The organism is Streptomyces sp. NBC_01288 (genome assembly GCF_035982055.1).
Lineage (GTDB): Bacteria > Actinomycetota > Actinomycetes > Streptomycetales > Streptomycetaceae > Streptomyces.
Genome location: NZ_CP108427.1, coordinates 6,744,033 through 6,761,582, shown reverse-complemented (window position 1 = coordinate 6,761,582; position 17,550 = coordinate 6,744,033). Strand labels below are relative to the sequence as shown.

General features: G+C 73.1%; 10 protein-coding genes. 9 read left to right on the top strand and 1 reads right to left on the bottom strand.

All coding sequences use genetic code 11. The features are described 5' to 3' along the window. Positions 1-38 precede the first annotated feature (38 nt). From OG194_RS30625 to OG194_RS30605, 5 genes are all read left to right on the top strand, one after another. Positions 39-1,370 (top strand): hypothetical protein, encoded by a 1,332-nt coding sequence (locus OG194_RS30625; RefSeq protein WP_327404013.1) that lies wholly within the window; start codon positions 39-41, stop codon positions 1,368-1,370. A gap of 26 nt (positions 1,371-1,396) precedes the next feature. Further along, the gene (locus OG194_RS30620) at positions 1,397-3,937 is read left to right on the top strand and encodes a serine/threonine-protein kinase (RefSeq protein ID WP_327404012.1); all 2,541 of its coding nucleotides are present in this window, start codon (positions 1,397-1,399) and stop codon (positions 3,935-3,937) included. Beyond that, positions 3,938-5,281 carry a PP2C family serine/threonine-protein phosphatase gene (locus OG194_RS30615; RefSeq protein ID WP_327404011.1) on the top strand — a complete coding sequence of 448 codons (1,344 nt, stop codon included), beginning with the start codon at positions 3,938-3,940 and terminating at the stop codon, positions 5,279-5,281. Between the two features lie 114 nt (positions 5,282-5,395). Further along, complete coding sequence (locus OG194_RS30610) at positions 5,396-6,742, top strand: vWA domain-containing protein (RefSeq protein ID WP_327404010.1); 1,347 nt, start codon at positions 5,396-5,398, stop codon at positions 6,740-6,742. Positions 6,743-6,803: 61 nt separating this feature from the next. Continuing rightward, a complete protein-coding gene (locus tag OG194_RS30605) occupies positions 6,804-8,756 on the top strand; it encodes an FHA domain-containing protein (RefSeq protein WP_327404009.1) in 1,953 nt (650 codons plus the stop codon). An 88-nt stretch (positions 8,757-8,844) separates the two neighbouring features. Here OG194_RS30605 and OG194_RS30600 read toward each other — a convergent pair whose 3' ends face one another. Next, entirely contained in the window at positions 8,845-9,828 is a 984-nt protein-coding gene (locus OG194_RS30600; RefSeq protein WP_327404008.1) for a methyltransferase domain-containing protein, read from the bottom strand. Positions 9,829-9,905: 77 nt separating this feature from the next. On the opposite strand from OG194_RS30600, the gene OG194_RS30595 reads away from it, so the two are divergent. The 4 genes from OG194_RS30595 (at position 9,906) to OG194_RS30580 (ending at position 17,547) form a co-directional block, all read left to right on the top strand. Continuing rightward, positions 9,906-10,319, top strand: coding sequence for a globin (locus OG194_RS30595; protein ID WP_327404007.1), 414 nt, complete (start codon positions 9,906-9,908; stop codon positions 10,317-10,319). Between the two features lie 77 nt (positions 10,320-10,396). Continuing rightward, positions 10,397-13,699, top strand: coding sequence for an ABC transporter permease (locus tag OG194_RS30590; protein ID WP_327404006.1), 3,303 nt, complete (start codon positions 10,397-10,399; stop codon positions 13,697-13,699). Between the two features lie 82 nt (positions 13,700-13,781). Next, positions 13,782-16,493 carry an ABC transporter permease gene (locus OG194_RS30585; RefSeq protein ID WP_327404005.1) on the top strand — a complete coding sequence of 904 codons (2,712 nt, stop codon included), beginning with the start codon at positions 13,782-13,784 and terminating at the stop codon, positions 16,491-16,493. Between the two features lie 97 nt (positions 16,494-16,590). Further along, positions 16,591-17,547, top strand: a complete 957-nt coding sequence (locus OG194_RS30580; RefSeq protein ID WP_327404004.1) for an ABC transporter ATP-binding protein — start codon at positions 16,591-16,593, stop codon at positions 17,545-17,547. The last annotated feature ends 3 nt before the right edge of the window (positions 17,548-17,550 follow it).

Sequence of the window (17,550 nt, the reverse complement as noted above, 5' to 3'; positions counted from 1 at the left end):
CGGACTTCCACGGAACACAACGCAGCGAGAGGTGATCGATGGGCGTCACGGGACCCCCCGGGCCGGTAATGGACCGGGACGAGGTGGACCGTGCGCTGGCGCGGCTCGGCGCGGAGCACGAGGCCATCGAGACCTCGCTCCTCGCCCTCCAGGACCACGCGGGCCGCAGACTCCTCGAAGGCGCCGAGCTGACCGGCACGACCAAGGAGCGCTGGGCGTCCACCGACGCGTCGATCACGCTGCTGTGGGCGTACTTCGACGCCTACACGGACGCGTTCCACGCCGCCCAGAGCATCCGCTCCCGGCGCCGCTGGTCCAGCCGTGAGGACCTGGTCGAGCTGACCGAGTTGCTGCGCGGCGAGTCCGTCACGGTCGCCGGTTCGACCACGGCGACGGCCAACATGCCGACGCTGACCGGCGGTTCGAGCAAGCTGAGCCACCAGTTCTCGCTGAACTCGCTCGTCGACGAGATGAACGACCTGTACGCGAACTCGCTGGACATGGTCGTCACCTCGGACGCGGTGTGGTCGGCGCTGCCCGCCCGGATCGATTTACTGGCCGCGGAGTTGCAGCGCACCCGCCAGCTCGCCCACTCCGTCGGCGTCCGCCCGGGCGAACACCCGGCGGGCGACGACCTGGAGCGCATCACACGCGTCCTGACCGACCTGCGCGAGCGGGTCATCTCCGACCCGCTGTCCTACTGGGTGCGGGCGCAGGGCAGTTCGGCCCCCGGCGGCGGCCGCCCGGACACCACGGTCTACGACCGGGAGGCGCGCGCCCTGGAGGACGTGCGCCGCGAGATCGACGCCGTGCTGACCGTCCGGCAGGACGCGGAGGCGCGGCTGGTGAAGCTGCGGGACGTGCTCTCCCGCGCGGACCGCACGCTCGCCGAGGCACGCACCGCGCGCGGTGAGGTCCTCGCGAAGATCGCCGCCACGGAGGTGCCGGTCGTCGGCGGACCGCCGACCGTGTTGCAGGAGCAGCTGTCGACGGCCGCCGAGTACCGCAGACACGCCCAGTGGCACCGCCTGTCCCCGCTCCTGGAGTCCCTGGAGCGGAAGGCGGAGGACGAACTGCTGCGCGCCCGCGAGTCGTTGACCGCGGTCACGCAGCCGCTGGCGGTCCGCGCGGAGCTGCGCGGCCGGCTCGACGCGTACAAGGCGAAGGTCGCCCGGCACGGCCTGGCGGAGGACCCGCTGCTGATCGAGCGGTACGACGCGGCCCGCCGCATGCTGTGGAGCGCGCCCTGCGACCTGCGCGTCGCCGAACAGGCGGTGCTGCGCTACCAGCACGCGGCGGCCGAGCAGTTCAACGCTCCGCGGACACAGCCGCAGGGCGGTCCCGAGGACCAGAGGGGGCCGGGCTCGTGAGTGACGAGGGAGAAGCGGGGTCGGTCATGAGCGAGACACAGCAGAAGTGTCAACGACCGGGGTGCGAGGGCTCGTACGAGGACGTCGGCGGCGGCGAGCTGTACTGCGACACGTGCGGTCTGGCGCCGGTGGTGTCGGCGAAGGGCGCGATCAGCTCACCGCCCACCGGGATGACCAGTGGCAAGGGCTCGCGGGGCACGGGGAGCGGCAGTTCCCGTACCAGCAGCCGCAGTTCGCGTACCTCGTCGCAGTCTTCGAAGTCCCGGCGCTCGGTGTCGGGGCGGCTCTCGCGCTCGGAGTCGGGCCGCTCCACCGGCCGTTCGGTGTCGGTGCGCAGCTCCGGCTCCTCGTCCGGGACCTCCAGCCGCGGCCGGCTCGGCGTCGGTCTGGTGCAGGTGCCGGGGGTGCCGCGGCCCGACCCGCGCGAGATGGTGCTGGAGAACCCGGAGGTGCCCGAGCGCAAGCGGTTCTGCTCGCGCTCGGACTGCGGTGCGCCGGTGGGGCGTTCCCGCGGCGACAGCCCGGGGCGCACGGAGGGGTTCTGCACCAAGTGCGGCAACCCGTACTCGTTCACGCCCAAGCTGGAAGCCGGCGACATCGTGCACGGTCAGTACGAGACCGTGGGCTGTCTGGCGCACGGCGGCCTCGGCTGGGTCTATCTCGCCGTGGACCGTGCGGTCTCCGACCGCTGGGTGGTCCTCAAGGGCCTCCTCGACACCGGCGACCAGGACGCGATGGAGGCCGCGATCTCCGAGCGGCGCTTCCTCGCCGAGATCGAGCACGCCAACATCGTGCGGATCTACAACTTCGTGGAGCACCTCGACCAGCGGACGGGTTCGCTGGACGGGTACATCGTCATGGAGTACGTCGGCGGCAAGTCCCTCAAGGAGATCGCCAACGACCGCCGTACGGAAGGCGGGAAGCGCGATCCGCTGCCGGTGGAGCAGGCCTGCGCGTACGGCATCGAGGCCCTGGAGGCGCTCGGCCACCTGCACAGCCGCAACCTGCTGTACTGCGACTTCAAGGTCGACAACGCGATCCAGACCGAGGACCAGCTCAAGCTGATCGACATGGGCGCGGTGCGCAGGATGGACGACGACGAGTCGGCCATCTACGGCACGGTGGGCTATCAGGCGCCGGAGGTCGCGGAGGTCGGCCCGTCGGTGGCGAGCGACCTGTACACGGTCGCCCGCACCCTCGCGGTGATGACCTTCGACTTCCAGGGCTACACGAACGTCTTCGTGGACTCCCTGCCCGACCCGGACAACATCGAGGTCTTCCGCCGCTACGAGTCGTTCTACCGGCTCCTGGTCCGCGCCACCGACCCCGACCCGGCCCGCCGCTTCGCCTCCGCGCAGGAGATGGCCGAGCAGCTGACGGGCGTGCTCCGCGAGGTCGTCTCACTCCAGACCGGGCGGGCCCGCCCGTCCCTGTCCACCCTGTTCGGGCCCGAACTCAAGGTCACGGACACGGAGTTGTTCCCGACGCTGGACGGGGACGTGTCCCCGCTGGGGGCGAGAGCGGCGCAGCCGCCCAAGCGGATCCCAACGGCCCGCTCCGGCACGGCACTTGCCGAACGACCCCATGGCGGCGCGGTGTCGACCGGGCTCAACGGCAGCGCGCCGAGCATCGTCAAGCAGGTCGACTCCCCGGCCGTGGCCCTCGCGCTGCCCGTTCCGCACGTCGACCCGACCGACCCCAACGCGGGTTTCCTGGCGGGCCTGATGGCGACCGCGGCGACCGAACTGCTCGGCGCGCTCGCGTCGGCGCCGTCGCCGTCCGTGGAGACCCGGCTGCGGCAGATCCGGGCCTGGCTGGAGAACGGCGACTCGTACACCGCGCTGGACGCCCTGGCGAAGCTGGAGGACGAGCGGCCCGACGACTGGCGGGTGGTCTGGTACACCGGCGTGGCCGCGCTGGCGACCCGTGACTTCGAAGCGGCCGCGCTGTCCTTCGACGCGATCTACGACGCCTTCCCGGGCGAGCCCTCGCCGAAGCTGGCGCTGGGCCTGTGCGCCGAGGTGCTGGGGCAGTTGGACAACGCGGCCGAGTACTACCGGCTGGTGTGGTCGACCGACCCGAGCTATGTGAGCGCGGCCTTCGGCCTGGCCCGCGTCCAGTTCGCGACCGGCGACCGGCCGGGCGCCGTACGGACGCTGGAGTCGGTGCCCGAGGCGTCGATCCACTACACGGCCGCGCGGGTGGCCGCCGTACGGGCGCGGCTTCGGGAGCGGGCCGCGACGGCGGACGACACGCCGTTCCTGGACGATCTGACCGCGGCCGCCGGACAGGTGGAAGCGCTGGAGGGATACGGTCTGGACGCGGTCCGGCGCGAGCGGTTGTCGGCCGAGGTCCTCGGGCGCGCCCTCGACTGGATACTCTCCGGAGGCCAGGGTTCCGTACCGCTCACGCGGCGGGAGCTGCTCGGCAGCGAACTGGACGAGCGGGGACTCCGCTTCGGACTGGAGCGTTCGTACCGCACGCTGGCCCGGCTGGCACGGGACGGCGAGGAGAGGATCGACCTGGTGGAACGAGCCAACCGTTACCGCCCCCGGACGTGGGTGTAGTTGATGTCGCAGATGCCCCAGCTCTCCGCCTGCCCGAGCTGCGAAGAGCCCCTGGAGTCCGGTGACCGCTTCTGCGGCGCGTGTGGATACGACCTGTCCGCCGTGCCCGCGCCGCCGGACGACCACCCGACGCTCACCATGAACGGCGCGGTGCCGCCCCCGCCCGAGGAGGCCGCGGACGTGGACTGGCCCGTGGTACCCCAGCCGGAGAGCGCCGAGACCCCGCCGACGGTCCATCTGCCCACCGATCTGGCCGGCACGGACTCGGGCGGCACCCCCCTGCCCTCCAACGCCCCGCCGCCGCCCACCGGTTCACCGGTCTCCCCGGCCACGGGCGTACGGTTCGACCGGCCGCCGGAGCCCGACGAGTACCCGCTACAGGCGCCGGACCCACGGGTCGCCGCCGATCCGCCGACCGCCGGCGAGGGCGTCAAGGTGTGCGTGGCCTGCCGCTCGGGCCGGGTGGACCCGGACGGCTACTGCGAGAACTGCGGGCACGCCCAGCCCCGCGAACGCGACCACATGGAACAGGAGTTGGGGCCACTCGCGGCGGTCAGCGACCGCGGGCTGCGGCACCACCGCAACGAGGACGCCTTCGCCGTAGGACAGTGTGCGCTGCCCGACGGGACGCCCGCGCTGGTCGCGGTCGTGTGTGACGGGGTGTCGTCGGCGACGCGGCCCGACGCGGCCTCGCTGGCCGCTTCGCGGGAGGCCGGTGAGGCGTTGCTGGCCGCGCTGCCGCAGGGGACGCATCCGCAGGCGGCGATGCACGAGGCGATCATCACGGCCTCGCACGCGGTCAACTCCCTTGCCCAGGAGCCCGCCACGGCCCGCGAGCACGCCCCGCACCAGAACGCGCCGGCCTGCACGCTGGTCGCCTCCATCGTCACCCCGACCCTCCTCGTCGTCGGCTGGGTCGGCGACAGCCGCGCCTACTGGATCCCGGTGGACCGCAGTTCACCGCCGGCCCGGCTCACCGAGGACGACTCGTGGGCGGCGCAGATGGTCGCCGCGGGCCTGATGAGCGAGGCGGAGGCCTACGCCGACGAGCGCGCCCACGCGATCACCGGCTGGCTCGGCGCTGACGCGTACGAACTGGAGCCGCACACCGCCTCGTTCAAGCCCGACCGGCCGGGTGTGGTGCTGGTCTGCACGGACGGACTGTGGAACTACGCGGAGTCCGCCGAGGAGATGGCCGAGATCGTCCCCGTCGACGCGGCGGTCCGTCCGCTGCACAGCGCCCAGGTCCTGGTCGGCCACGCGCTGGACGGCGGTGGCCACGACAACGTAACAGTGGCCGTCGTGCCGTTCCCGGCGCCGCCGCAAGGGGCAGTAATCGGCTGAAGGCCGTAAAACCGCGGGATCGCGAAGAAACGACGGTCTCGGACCGGTGGGGACCGGTCCGCACATAGTCATCGCCCCATTCAGGTGGGGTACTTGAGGGGGATCAGAGTAGGCATGGCCAATTTCTCGAAGTCGAACGTGCCACAGTTCTCGGTCGACGTGTACCAGAACGAGTACCTGCCGGAGGGCGGCCGCGAGGTCAACGCGATCGTCACGGTCACCTCGACCGGCGGCGGCACCATCGGGAGCCCGGTCGCGGCGCCCCACCTGTACTCGGCCGGGCAGGGCCCGGACGCGGCCGTGGCGATCATGGTCGACTGTTCGGGGTCGATGGACTACCCGCCGACCAAGATGCGCAACGCCCGGGACGCCACGGCCGCCGCGATCGACACCCTGCGTGACGGGGTGCACTTCGCCGTGATCGCCGGCACGCATGTCGCCAAGGAGGTCTATCCGGGCGGCGGCGCGCTCGCGGTGGCCGACGCCCGGACCCGCGACCAGGCCAAGCAGGCGCTGCGCAAGCTGAGCGCGGGCGGCGGTACGGCGATCGGCACCTGGCTGCGCCTCGCCGACCGGCTGCTGTCCTCGGCGGACGTCTCCATACGTCACGGCATCGTGCTGACCGACGGCCGCAACGAGCACGAAGCGCCGGAGGACCTGAAGGCGGCCCTCGGCTCCTGCGCCGGACGTTTCACCTGTGACGCGCGGGGCGTCGGCACCGACTGGGAAGTGAAAGAAGTCACAGGGATCGCCTCCGCGCTGCTCGGCACCGCCGACATCGTCGCCGACCCGGCCAACCTCGCCGCCGACTTCACGAAGATGATGGAGACGGCGATGGGCAAGGAGGTCGCGGACGTCGCGCTGCGGCTGTGGACGCCGGTGGGCACGGCCATCAAGTTCGTCAAGCAAGTCGCGCCCAGGGTCGAGGAGTTGACCGACCGGCGCACCGAGGCGGGCCCCCGCGCAGGGGACTATCCCACCGGGTCCTGGGGAGACGAGTCCCGTGACTACCACGTGTGCGTCGAGGTCCCCGAGGCCGGCATCGGCCAGGAGATGCTGGCCGCCCGGGTCTCACTGGTCGTCCCGCAGCCCGACGGAAGCACCCAGGCCCTGGGCGCCCAGGGCCTGGTGAAGGCCCTGTGGACCGACGACATGGTGGCCTCCACGTCCATCAACCCGCAGGTCGCGCACTACACCGGCCAGGCCGAACTGGCGCAAGTCATCCAACAAGGGCTCGATCTCCGCAAATCGGGCGATGTCGATGGAGCAACGGCCAAACTGGGACGGGCCGTTCAGCTCGCCAGCGTCTCCGGAAACGCGGATACTGCGAAACTGCTTGCGAAGGTGGTGGACGTGGTCGATGCCGCGGCGGGTACTGTGCGACTGAAGGCGAAGGTCGCGGAGGCCGACGAGATGACTCTCGAAACACGGTCCACAAAGACTGTTCGTGTAAAGAAGTGACTTAGCCAGCACGACTCCGTGAGACCCAGAACGACCCTGTGCGAAAGGGGGACGCGCCGACATGCCGACCTGCCCGAACGGACACCAGTCGGGTTCCGACGACTGGTGCGAGGTCTGCGGTCACCGCATGGCCGGTGCCGTGCCCCCGCCCCCTCCCCCGCCCCCCGGCGGCGGCTACGGCTTCCCGCCGCCCGCACCCGGCCGCGGCCCGTCCGCCGAGGCGGAACTCTGCCCGCAGTGCCGCACGCCCCGCGAGGGCGGTGCGCCGTTCTGCGAGGAGTGCCGGTGGAACTTCCTCACGAACACGGCGACGTCGTACACCCCGGCCGCGCCGCGCCCCACGACGCCCGGCCCCGGCCCCGGCCCGAGCCCGGCGTCCCGCTTCCAGCAGCAGCCTCCGCCGCCTGGTCCCGGTCCCGCTCCGACGTACGGCGGTGACCCCTACGAGTACCAGGGGTCGCGGCCGTCACAGATGAACCGGCCCGCGGAGCCCATACCCCCGTTCGGCAACGAACCTACGGGGCGACCTGGGGCGCCTGGCGGTCCCGGTGGGCCGAACGGTCCCGGTGTCTTCGGTGGCGAACGGCAGGGCGGTCCCGGCCCGCAGGGGTTCGGCGGCGAACGCCAAGGCGGACCCGGTGGTCAGGGCGGACCTGGTGGGCCTGGTGGCCCCGGTGGTCAGGGCGCGCAGGGCTTCGGCAATGAGCGGCAGGGTGGACCCGGCGGCGGTCCTGGCGGCCCCGGGTCGCAGGGCTTCGGCGGTGAGCGTCCGGGCGGCGGTCCCGGTGGCCAAGGTGGACCTGGTGGTCCCGGTGGCCAGGGTTCGCAAGGCTTCGGTGGCGAGCGGCAGGGCGGCCCCGGTGGCCCCGGCTCGCAAGGGTTCGGCAACGACCGGCAGGGTGGGCCCGGCGGTCCGGGTGGACCCGGCTCGCAGGGCTTCGGCGGCGAGCGGCAAGGTGGGCCCGGCGGCCCCGGCACCTCGCAGGGCTTCGGCAATGAGCGCCCGGGTGGCGGTCCCGCGCCCTTCGGGAACAACGACCCGTCCGGTCCGCCGCGGCCGTTCGGGAACGAACCCTCCGGCCCGCCCCCGCCCTTCGGCAACGAGGCGTCCGGTCGGCCCGGCTCCTTCGGCAATGAGCAATCCCCGGGTCCCGGCGGCCAGTTCGGCAACGAGCGTCCCCGTCAGGGCGACTTCGGCGGTGGCCGCCCCGGTACCTTCGGCGGCGAGCGGCAGGGTCCGCCCGGACCGTTCGGCAACGAGCCCTCGAACCCGCAGGGTCCCCCGAACTTCGGCGGCCCCGACCCCTCGCGGCCGATCCCGCCGCCGCCCGGACCGACCCCGCCCGCGGGTCCCGGTGGGACGAGCGGCGCCCCGCAGGCGTTCCAGCAGTCCGCGCCGCCGGCCCCGCCCGGGTTCCCGCAGGAGACGAACCGTCCGCAGCAGGGCGGCTCGCCCTTCGGCGGCGGTGACGACGACTGGGTGATCTCCCCGCCGACCCCGGGCTCTCCGGGTGGTCCCGGCGGTCCCGGTCAGGGCGGTGGCGGCTACGGCTATCCACAGCCCGGTTCGAACCAGGCCCCGCCGCGTCCCGCGTACCAGCAGCAGCCGACGACGTGGATGGCGACGATCGGGCCGGACCGTGAGTACTTCATGGCGATGATGCAGCGTTCGGGGCCGGAGGCCGCGGGGCTCAATCTGCCCGCGTACTCGCCTGAGCAGCAACGGCAGTTGACCGGGAACCAGATCACCATCGGGCGTCGGCGGCACTCCACCGGTGAGTCTCCCGACATCGATCTGTCGGTGCCGCCTGAGGATCCGGGGGTTTCGCATCAGCATGCGGTGCTGGTGCAGCAGCCGGATGGCAGTTGGGCGGTTGTCGACCAGAACTCGACGAACGGTACGACGGTGAATGGCGGCGAGGAGCCTATTCAGCCGTTTGTGCCGGTGCCGTTGCAGGACGGAGATCGGGTTCACGTGGGGGCTTGGACGACGATCACGGTGCGGCGGGGTTAATCAAAGGCCCCGTAGCGTCGTTTGTCGTCTGTCGCGCCGTCGTGGCTGGTCGCGCAGTTCCCCGCGCCCCTTAAGCAGGGGCGTTCAGCTAGGGGAGCTGCCATGTGTGCGGGCCTTCCGGAGCGTCCAGCCATGCCCACGCCTGCTCCCCGGCGAGCGTGATGCCGTAGCGCTCTCGGCCTGGTCTCCCCTCGTGCTCCCACAGCTCTCGGGCCTCCCGCGGATCCAGCGCGCCGTGGGTGAGGGTCAGCAGGAAGCGGAGGAGTTCGTGGTCGCCGGGGCGGTGCGGGATCTCGCCCTGTACGGCGGGGCCGGTGCCGCGCAGGGGGACGAAGTACGCGGCCGTGTTCAGGAAGGTGCCCTCGGCGTGGGTCGCGTCCCGGACCGTGAGGGCGATCAGGCCGGTGGCGAGCGGGGCCAGGATGCGGGCGCCGGGGGTGCACTGGGCCGGCCAGGCTCGCGGGATCGAGGTCAGGGCGCAGGTCGCGATGATGCGGTCGTAGGGGCCGTGTTCGGGGACTCCGCGGGTGCCGTCGCCGGTGACGACGGTCGGGCGGTGGCCGGCGTCGGCGAGGTGGGTGCGGGCGGAGTCGGTGATCTCCGGTTCCAGGTCCACGGTCGTCACCAGGTCGTCGCCGAGCCGCTCCGCGAGCAGCGCCGCGTTGTAGCCCGTCCCCGCGCCGATCTCCAGCACCCGGTCGCCGTCGGACACCCGCAGCTCGGCCAGCATCCGTGCCATCAGGGACGGCTGGCTGCTGGACGACACCAGTTCCCCGTCCCGTAGCCGTGTGGCGAGCGGTACGTCGGCGTAGACCCCGCGCAGCCAGCGCTCGCGGGTGCGCGGGTCGGGGCTGTCCCGCCACAGCCGCTCGTTCCCGTCGGCGACCGCCACGTAGTAGTACGGCACGAACAGGTGCCGCGGTACGGCGGAGAACACCGCCCGCCAGCCGGGGTCCGCGTCCCAGGCGCCGCTCAGGTCGATCGCCCGCACCAGTTCCGCCCGCGCGGAGACGGCGACGGCGTCCAGGTGCCGGCCGTCCTCATGGTCCGCGTCGAGAGCGTGCGCGCTCATACGTCCACTGTCCTGCCGTAGCGGCCGGGAGGCGAGCGGTCCTAAGTCCGAAGTCCTCCGCCGCCCCGTCTGAGACCATGGGGAGTGTGAACGAGATTCGGCGCGGCACGCTTCAGGAGCAGACCTTCTACGAGCAGGTCGGCGGGGAGAAGACCTTCCGTCGGCTCGTCCACCGTTTCTACGAGGGCGTCGCCGAGGACCCGCTGCTGAGGGCGATGTACCCGGAGGAGGACCTGGGTCCGGCCGAGGAGCGCTTCGCCCTCTTCCTGATGCAGTACTGGGGCGGCCCGACGACGTACAGCGACAACCGCGGCCACCCGCGTCTGCGGATGCGGCACGCCCCGTTCCAGGTGGACCAGGCCGCGCACGACGCCTGGCTGAAGCACATGCGGGTCGCCGTCGACGAACTCGGTCTGTCCGAGGAGCACGAGCACACGCTGTGGAACTACCTGACGTACGCGGCGGCTTCGATGGTGAACACGGCGGGCTGACCGCCGTTCACTGAACGTCGGATTCCGGTCGTACGGCATCGGATTCCGGTCACGATCCGGTCAAGCAGTGGTCGCAAATGGTTACTCGCCGCCGGTCCTCTCTGGCAGCATCGCCGGGGAAGATCCGGACGACGGCGGGGGGCCGGGTGGGGTTCGTCCTGGTACGCGCGCGGGCACACCGCCTGCTGCTCGCCGCTGCCCTGCTCACCGTGCTGCTGACCACGGCCGTCCTGACGACTCTCACCGCCTACTCGGGCGCGATCGGCGACGCGGCGCTCCAGCACTCCCTGAACGACGCCCGCAACGCCCCCGACACCGCCCTGCTCGTCAAGGCCGACGTCCCGCCCGCCGAGCGCGCGGCCGCCGACACCGCCGTACGGAAGGCGGCGGGGCGGACCTTCGACGAACTGCCCGTGACCGTACGGACGTTGACGCGCTCGGGGCCGTACGCCCTGCCGCGCTCGCTCCAGCCGCGGGCCGAGCGGTCCGGCGATCCGGATCTCACCTACTTCGGGGCCCTGGACCGGTCGCAGGTGCGGCTGGTCTCGGGCCGCTTCCCGCGCGCGACGGGCTCGGGGGACATCGAGGTCGCGCTGCCCCGCACCGCGGCCGAGGGGCTCGGGGTGCGGGCCGGCACACGGCTCACCCTCGACAACCGGCTCAGCGGGCCCAAGGCGCACATCCTCGTCACCGGTGTCTACCGGCCCGCCGTCGCGAGCGCCGCCTACTGGCTCCTCGACGACCTGCGCGGCCGTGGCCTCAGCACGGCCGGTTTCACGACCTACGGCCCGCTGCTCACCGATCCCGCGAGCCTCGCCGGGTTGAGCGCCGGGCAGTCCGCGTGGCTGGCGTCGGCCGACTTCTCCACGCTGACGACCGGGCGGATCGGCACCCTGCGCGAGAGCGCGGGGGCGGGCAGCACCGCGCTGCGAAAGTCCGGTGCGGTGAAGGGAGTCACGACGGCGACGACCTCGCTGCCGGACGTACTCGACCGGATCGACCGCTCGTTGCTCGTCTCCCGCTCCACGCTGCTGATCGTCGCGCTCCAGCTCGCGCTGCTCGCGGGGTACGCCCTGCTGCTGGTGGCCCGGCTGCTGAGCGCCGAACGGGCGGGCGAGAGCCGGTTGTTGCGGGCGCGTGGTGGTTCCCGGGCGCGGATCGCCGGTCTGTCGGCGGTGGAGGCGCTGCTGCTCGCCGTACCGGCTACGGCAGTTGCGCCCTTGCTGGCGGGTCCGCTCACCGAACTCCTCGCCGGGCACGGCGCGTTGGCGCGGATCGGCCTGCACCTGGACACCCCGGCGGGCGGCCGGGCGGGGGTGTGGCTGGTCGCGGCGGCCGTCGCCCTCGGCTGCGCGCTGGCGGTGACGCTCCCCGCGCTCACGTCGTCCTTCGAGGGCGGCCGGGCCCGCGCGGTCCCCGCTCCGCTGCGCGCGGGTGCGGACATCGGGCTGCTGGTCGTGGCCGGGGTCGCCTACTGGCAGCTGAACCGGCAGACCTCGGGCGCCGTCAGCACCGACAACTCCGGGACGCTGGGCATCGATCCGCTGCTCGTCGCGGCCCCCGCCCTCGCCCTCCTCGCGGGCACGGTCCTGACGCTACGGCTGCTGCCGCCGGTGGCACGGCTGGCCGAGCGCCGGGCCGCCGCCGGGCGGGGGCTGCCGGTGGCGCTGGCGGGCTGGCAGTTCAGCCGCCGTCCGATGCGCGGTGCCGGGCCGGTGCTGCTGCTGGTGCTCGCCCTGGCGCTGGGCATGCTCGCCATCGGGCAGAGCGCCTCGTGGAACCGCTCGCAGGGCGACCAGGCCGACTTCCAGGCCGGGGTGCCGGTCCGCGTACTGGCCGCCGGTGACGGCGGGTTGGGCCGCACGGAGACCTACGCGGACCTTCCCCGCGTACGGGAGGCGGCCCCCGCCGTCCGCACCTCCCTGTCCCTCTCGGGCGACCGCACGGCGACCGTGCTCGCTCTGGACACGGCCCGCGCGTCGGACGCCGTACTGATCCGCCAGGACTTGACATCGGGGCACTCCGGCGGACAGCTGCTGGCCGGCCTCGCCCCGAAGGGGACCACGGTCGGGACTCACATCCCGGCGGGGACGGCCCGGTTGACGATGCGAGCGGGCATCCGCGCCACGGGCCCGCGGACGACGGTCGACGTCACGGCCACGGTCGAGGACCGCTACGGCACGCCGTACCAGGAGCCGCTCGGCCAACTCCCCACGGACGGACGGTCGTACGACCTGACACTCGACCTGTCCCCGGCACTCGGCCCGCTGACCTTCACCGGGCTGCAACTGGACCTGCCCCAGCCCGGCGACCACGCGGCACAACACCGGCTCACAGTCAGCGAGTTGAGCGCCACGGACACGGAGGGAAAGGCACGGCGGCTGACGCTGCCCGCCGCCTGGACGGGGAGGTCCTCCGTCAGCGCGTCGTACGGCAATGCCAACCCGCGCGCTCCCAGGGCGAGTTCGGCGAACCCGCTGACCGTCGACTACGACACGGGATACATCCCGGACAAGGACTTCTGGACGAGCGCCTCCGTCACGGTGCAGCTGCGGGTCGTACAGCCCGCGGCTGCCGAGATCACCGCCGTCGCCACCGACCGCTTCCTCGCCTCGGCGGGCGCGCACACCGGGCAGCGGGTACAGGTGACGCTCGGCGGGGAGGACCTGCCGGTGCGGATCGTGGCGGCGGTGCGGGGACTGCCGACGACGGGTGACTCCGGGGATTCGGCCGCGCAGGACGGGGGTGCGCTGCTGGTCGATCTCCGGTCCGTGAACCGGGTGTTGGGGGCGCGCTACGGCGCGAGCGTCACGCCCACCGAGTGGTGGCTGCGGACGGCGCCGGGCGACGCGGCGACGGTGGCCGCGGCGGTGCGCGCGTTGCCCGATGTCGATCCCACGGAGGTCGTGGTGCGGGAGGAGATCGCCCAGGAACTGCGCGACGACCCGTTCGGCGCGGGACCCGAGGCCGCGTTCGCCGCGGCGGCGCTGGTGGCGGCGGCCCTCGCGGCGGTGGGGTTCGCGGTGAGCACGGCGGGGTCGCTGCGGGAGCGCGGCGCGGAGTTCGCCGTGCTGCGCGCGCTGGGCGCCCCGCGCCGCCAGCTGGCCCGCATGATCGCCGCCGAACAGGGCGTCCTGGTCGCGCTGGCCCTCGTGGTGGGCACGGCCCTGGGCACCGTACTGACCCGCGCGGTGATCCCCCTGATCGTCCTGACGGCCCGCGCGACCCGCCCGGTACCGCGCGTCCTGGTCGAACTGCCCGTCACCCACGTGGCGTTGCTGCTGGTAGCGGTGGCGGTGACCCCGCTGATCGTGACGGTGACGCTGGCGCTGCACCGGGCCGATCCGGCGACTTCGCTCCGGGAGCAGGGGGGTGAGTGAGATGGGGACTGGGAGATCCACAAGTACCGGGAATACCGGGGGCGTTGAGGGCCCCGGAGGTGCCGAGGGTTCCGGTGTCGCCGTGACCGCCCCGTGGGTCCGTACCCGGCTGCGCTCCGCCCCCGGTGCCGCCTGGGCGCTGGCGCTGCTCGTCGTGGTGACCGCGTGTCTGGCCGCCGCGTTCCCGCGGGCCCTCGACCGGTACGAGGACGCCGGGCTGCGGCACACCGCGCGGGAGGCGGGCCCCGACCGGACCTCCGTCCAACTCTCCGGCCCACAGCCCGACTTCGTGCTCCCGCAGCAACAGCGTGAGGCGGACCTGCGCCCCGCCGAGCTCCGCAGGCAGTACGACAAGGTCCGTACCGCGGTCGACCGCCCGCTCGTCATCGACCCCGACCAGTCCGCGTACGGTGTGCGTCCCGCCGAGGACCTTGCCGTGCCGGACAGCTGGATACCGCGCCCGAACGGGCTGCCCGCACACGTCTACCCCGCCGCCCAGAGCGACCTCGCCGGACACGCGACGGTACGGGAGGGCCGGTTCCCGCGCGCCTCCGGCCAAGTCACCGCGCAGACCCCGGAGATCGAGGCCGCGGTCACCGTCGCGACCGCCAAGAGCCTGCACATCAAGGTGGGTTCGGTCATCCACGTACCCGGCGAGGGACGCGCCCCGCTCGCCGTCCGCGTCACCGGCATCCTCACCCCGCGCGACCCCGCCGGCGCCTACTGGTCGACCCAGCCCGTGCTGCGCACCCCGACCCTGGTCGTCCTGCCGACGCCGGACCAGCCGAAGTACTGGCTCGGCGCCCTGCTGTTGGCCCAGGACGCGGCCCCCGCCCTCCTCGGCACAGCGGCGAAGCCGGTCGCGTACTGGCAGCTGGCCCCCGACCTGACGGCCCTGCACGCCCACGACCTGGACAACCTGAAGGCCGCCGTCGCCGCACTCGAATCGGGCCCGGGCCTCCAACGGGCCCGCACCTACACCGACCCCGACACCGACCTGAGCACCGGCCTCGACGACGTGTTCGCCACCTTCGGCCAACTCCGGTCCGGCATCCGCCCGTTGACCGCCGTCGCGGCCTTCGGTACCGGCACGGTCGCCGTCGTCGTGCTGCTCATGGCGGGCGGCCTCACCGCGGACCGCCGCCGCACCGAACTCGCCCTGCTCCGCGCCCGCGGCGCCTCCCTGCGCGGCCTCACCGGCCGCCTGCTCGCCGAGACGGCCGTGATCGCCGTACCGGCAGGGGCAGTTGGCCTGACGGCCGCGCTGCTGACCGTCCCGGAGGGCCGCCGCCGCTACGCCGTCGCGGCCGCCCTCGCGGTCACCCTCACCGCGTCCGCCGCCCTCCCCGTGCGCGCCGCGCTCACCCACCGGGCCGTCAGCGTCCACGGTCCCCGCGAGGACGTGACGACCGTACGTCCGTCCCGGCGCCGCACGGTCGCCGAACTCACCCTGCTGGTGGTGGCGTCCGGCGCGGTGGAGGCCCTGCGCAGACGCGGCACGTCCGGCTCGGCGGGGGACCAACTGGTGTCGCTGGCACCGGTGTTGGTGGGCGTGATCGCGGCGCTGGTGCTGGTGCGCGTGTATCCGTTCCTGCTGCGCCGGCTGGCCCGTCCGGCGAGCCGGCTGCGGGGCGCGGTGGGCCATCTGTCGCTGGCCCGGGCGGGCCGTACGTCCGTCTCCGCGGTCCTGCCCCTGCTGGCCCTTCTCACCGCGCTCACCACGGCCGCGTTCGGCGGTTCGGTCCTCGCGGGCGTGAGCGACGCCCGCGACCACGCGGCACTCCTCGCCGTCGGCGCGGACGCCCGCCTCGACGCGACCGCTCCCCTGCCGAGCCAACTCCCCCGCGAGGTACGCCGATTGCCGGAGGTGCACGGACTCGCCGAGGTGAGCATCACCGACGAGGCGAAACCGCTGGACGGGCTGGAGGCGGTCCCGCTGGTGGGCGTGAACCCCGATGCCTACGCGGAGTTGGCGGGGCACACAGGCCTGGGAGCTTTCCCCGAGGGCCAGTTGAAGCGCCCCTCGGGCTCGGGCACCGTCCTCCCGGCCCTCGCCTCCCCCTCCGTGGCGAGGGCGTACGGCACCCGCCCCTTCCTCGTACGGCTGCCGGACACCAGCGCGGTCACCGTGCGGATCGTGCTCGTCCGGGACATGACCCCGGCCGTGTCCGGCGCCGACTTCCTGGTCGTGGACCGCACCGGGTTGTCCGGTACGGCGGCCCGCCCGAGTTCGCTGCTGGTGACCGGCGACCGGGTGAGCGGGGCCGCGCTGCGCAAGGCGGCCGGGGCCTCGGCCGGTGTGACGGTACGGGCCGAGGAACGCGCCCGGTACGTCGACTCGCCCCTCCAGTCCGGCGCCGAGCACATCTACACGGCGGCGGTCGCGGCGGGCGCCGGGTACGCCGTACTGGCCCTGCTGCTCTCCCTGCTGCGCGCCGCGCCGGAACGCGCCGCGCTCCTGGCCCGCCTCCGCACGATGGGCCTCACCCGAGCACAGGGCCGCCGCCTGCTCGTCCTGGAGTCGCTGCCCCAGGCCCTGTTGGCGGCGGCGGGCGGCACGCTCACCGGCTGGGCGACGATCCGTCTGCTCGCCCCCGGCATGGACCTGACGTCGGTGGCTCTCGCGTCGGCCCAGAACCCGGTCGGGGAGGCCAGGTTGAGAATCGATCCGGTGTCACTGGCCGTCCCGGCGATCGGGGTGCTGCTGGTGGCGGTGGGGGTCGCGGGGGTGCAGGCGTGGTGGTCCGGACGGCGGGGATCGGTACGGGAGTTGAGGGCGGGGGACGCGCGGTGAGCCGTAGAGAAGACGTTCATGGACAAGACATTCATGGACAAGGTGTTCGTGAAGAAGGCTTTCGCCGAGCCGCCGGCTGTGACCGAGGAGAGCGTCGATGACCACGAACCCCACCCTCGCCGACCTGGCCACCCGCGCGGCCGAGAGCCGCAACCGGCCCGCCTACGGCCATGACGCGCTGATCACCTGCGACCGGCTGGTCCGCATCTTCACCACGGACGGAGTCGAGGTGCAGGCGCTCCAGGGGCTCGATCTCCTGGTCAGGGAGGGCGAGTTGATGGCCCTGGTGGGGGCCTCGGGCAGCGGCAAGTCGACGCTCATGAACATCCTGGCCGGGCTGGACACGCCCACCGCCGGTGCGGCCCGGGTCGCCGGCCGGGATCTGCTCACGATGACCGCCAAGGACCGGCTCGCCTACCGTCGCGAGGTCGTCGGGTTCGTCTGGCAGCAGACCTCCCGCAACCTGCTCCCCTACCTGACGGCGGCTCAGAACATCGCCCTGCCCATGCAGTTGTCCGGCATCCGCTCCGGGCGCCGGGCGAAGGCCGAACGCGCCCTGGAACTCCTGGAGTTGCTGGATGTCGCCGACTGCCGTGACCGGCGGCCGCGGGAGATGTCGGGCGGTCAGCAGCAGCGGGTGGCGATCGGGGTGGCCCTCGCCAACGCCCCGGCCGTGCTGCTCGCCGACGAACCCACCGGCGAACTCGACTCCCACACCGCCGAACAGGTCTTCGCCGCGTTCCGCACCGCGAACGAGCGGTTGGGCACCACCATCGTGATCGTCACCCACGACCAGGCGGTGGCCACCGAGGTCCGCCGCACGGTCGCCATCCGCGACGGCCGCACCTCAACCGAGGTCCTGCGGCGCAGCGAGGTCGACGCGACGACGGGCCACGAGACGGTCGTAGCGAGGGAGTACGCGATGCTGGACCGGGCGGGGCGGCTCCAACTCCCCGCCGAATACACGGAGTCGCTGGACATGCGGGACCGGGTGGCCCTGGAACTGGAGGCGGACCACATCGGCGTATGGCCCGACGACAGCGAGCAGCGGTGACCG

What these genes read in the sequence shown, in the direction of transcription:
- OG194_RS30625 (WP_327404013.1), top strand. Translation starts at nt 39, where the DNA reads ATGGGCGTCACGGGACCCCCCGGGCCGGTAATGGACCGGGACGAGGTG.
- OG194_RS30620 (WP_327404012.1), top strand. Translation starts at nt 1,397, where the DNA reads ATGAGCGAGACACAGCAGAAGTGTCAACGACCGGGGTGCGAGGGCTCG.
- OG194_RS30610 (WP_327404010.1), top strand. Translation starts at nt 5,396, where the DNA reads ATGGCCAATTTCTCGAAGTCGAACGTGCCACAGTTCTCGGTCGACGTG.
- OG194_RS30605 (WP_327404009.1), top strand. Translation starts at nt 6,804, where the DNA reads ATGCCGACCTGCCCGAACGGACACCAGTCGGGTTCCGACGACTGGTGC.
- OG194_RS30600 (WP_327404008.1), bottom strand. Translation starts at nt 9,828, where the DNA reads ATGAGCGCGCACGCTCTCGACGCGGACCATGAGGACGGCCGGCACCTG.
- OG194_RS30595 (WP_327404007.1), top strand. Translation starts at nt 9,906, where the DNA reads ATGGGGAGTGTGAACGAGATTCGGCGCGGCACGCTTCAGGAGCAGACC.
- OG194_RS30590 (WP_327404006.1), top strand. Translation starts at nt 10,397, where the DNA reads ATGGTTACTCGCCGCCGGTCCTCTCTGGCAGCATCGCCGGGGAAGATC.
- OG194_RS30580 (WP_327404004.1), top strand. Translation starts at nt 16,591, where the DNA reads ATGACCACGAACCCCACCCTCGCCGACCTGGCCACCCGCGCGGCCGAG.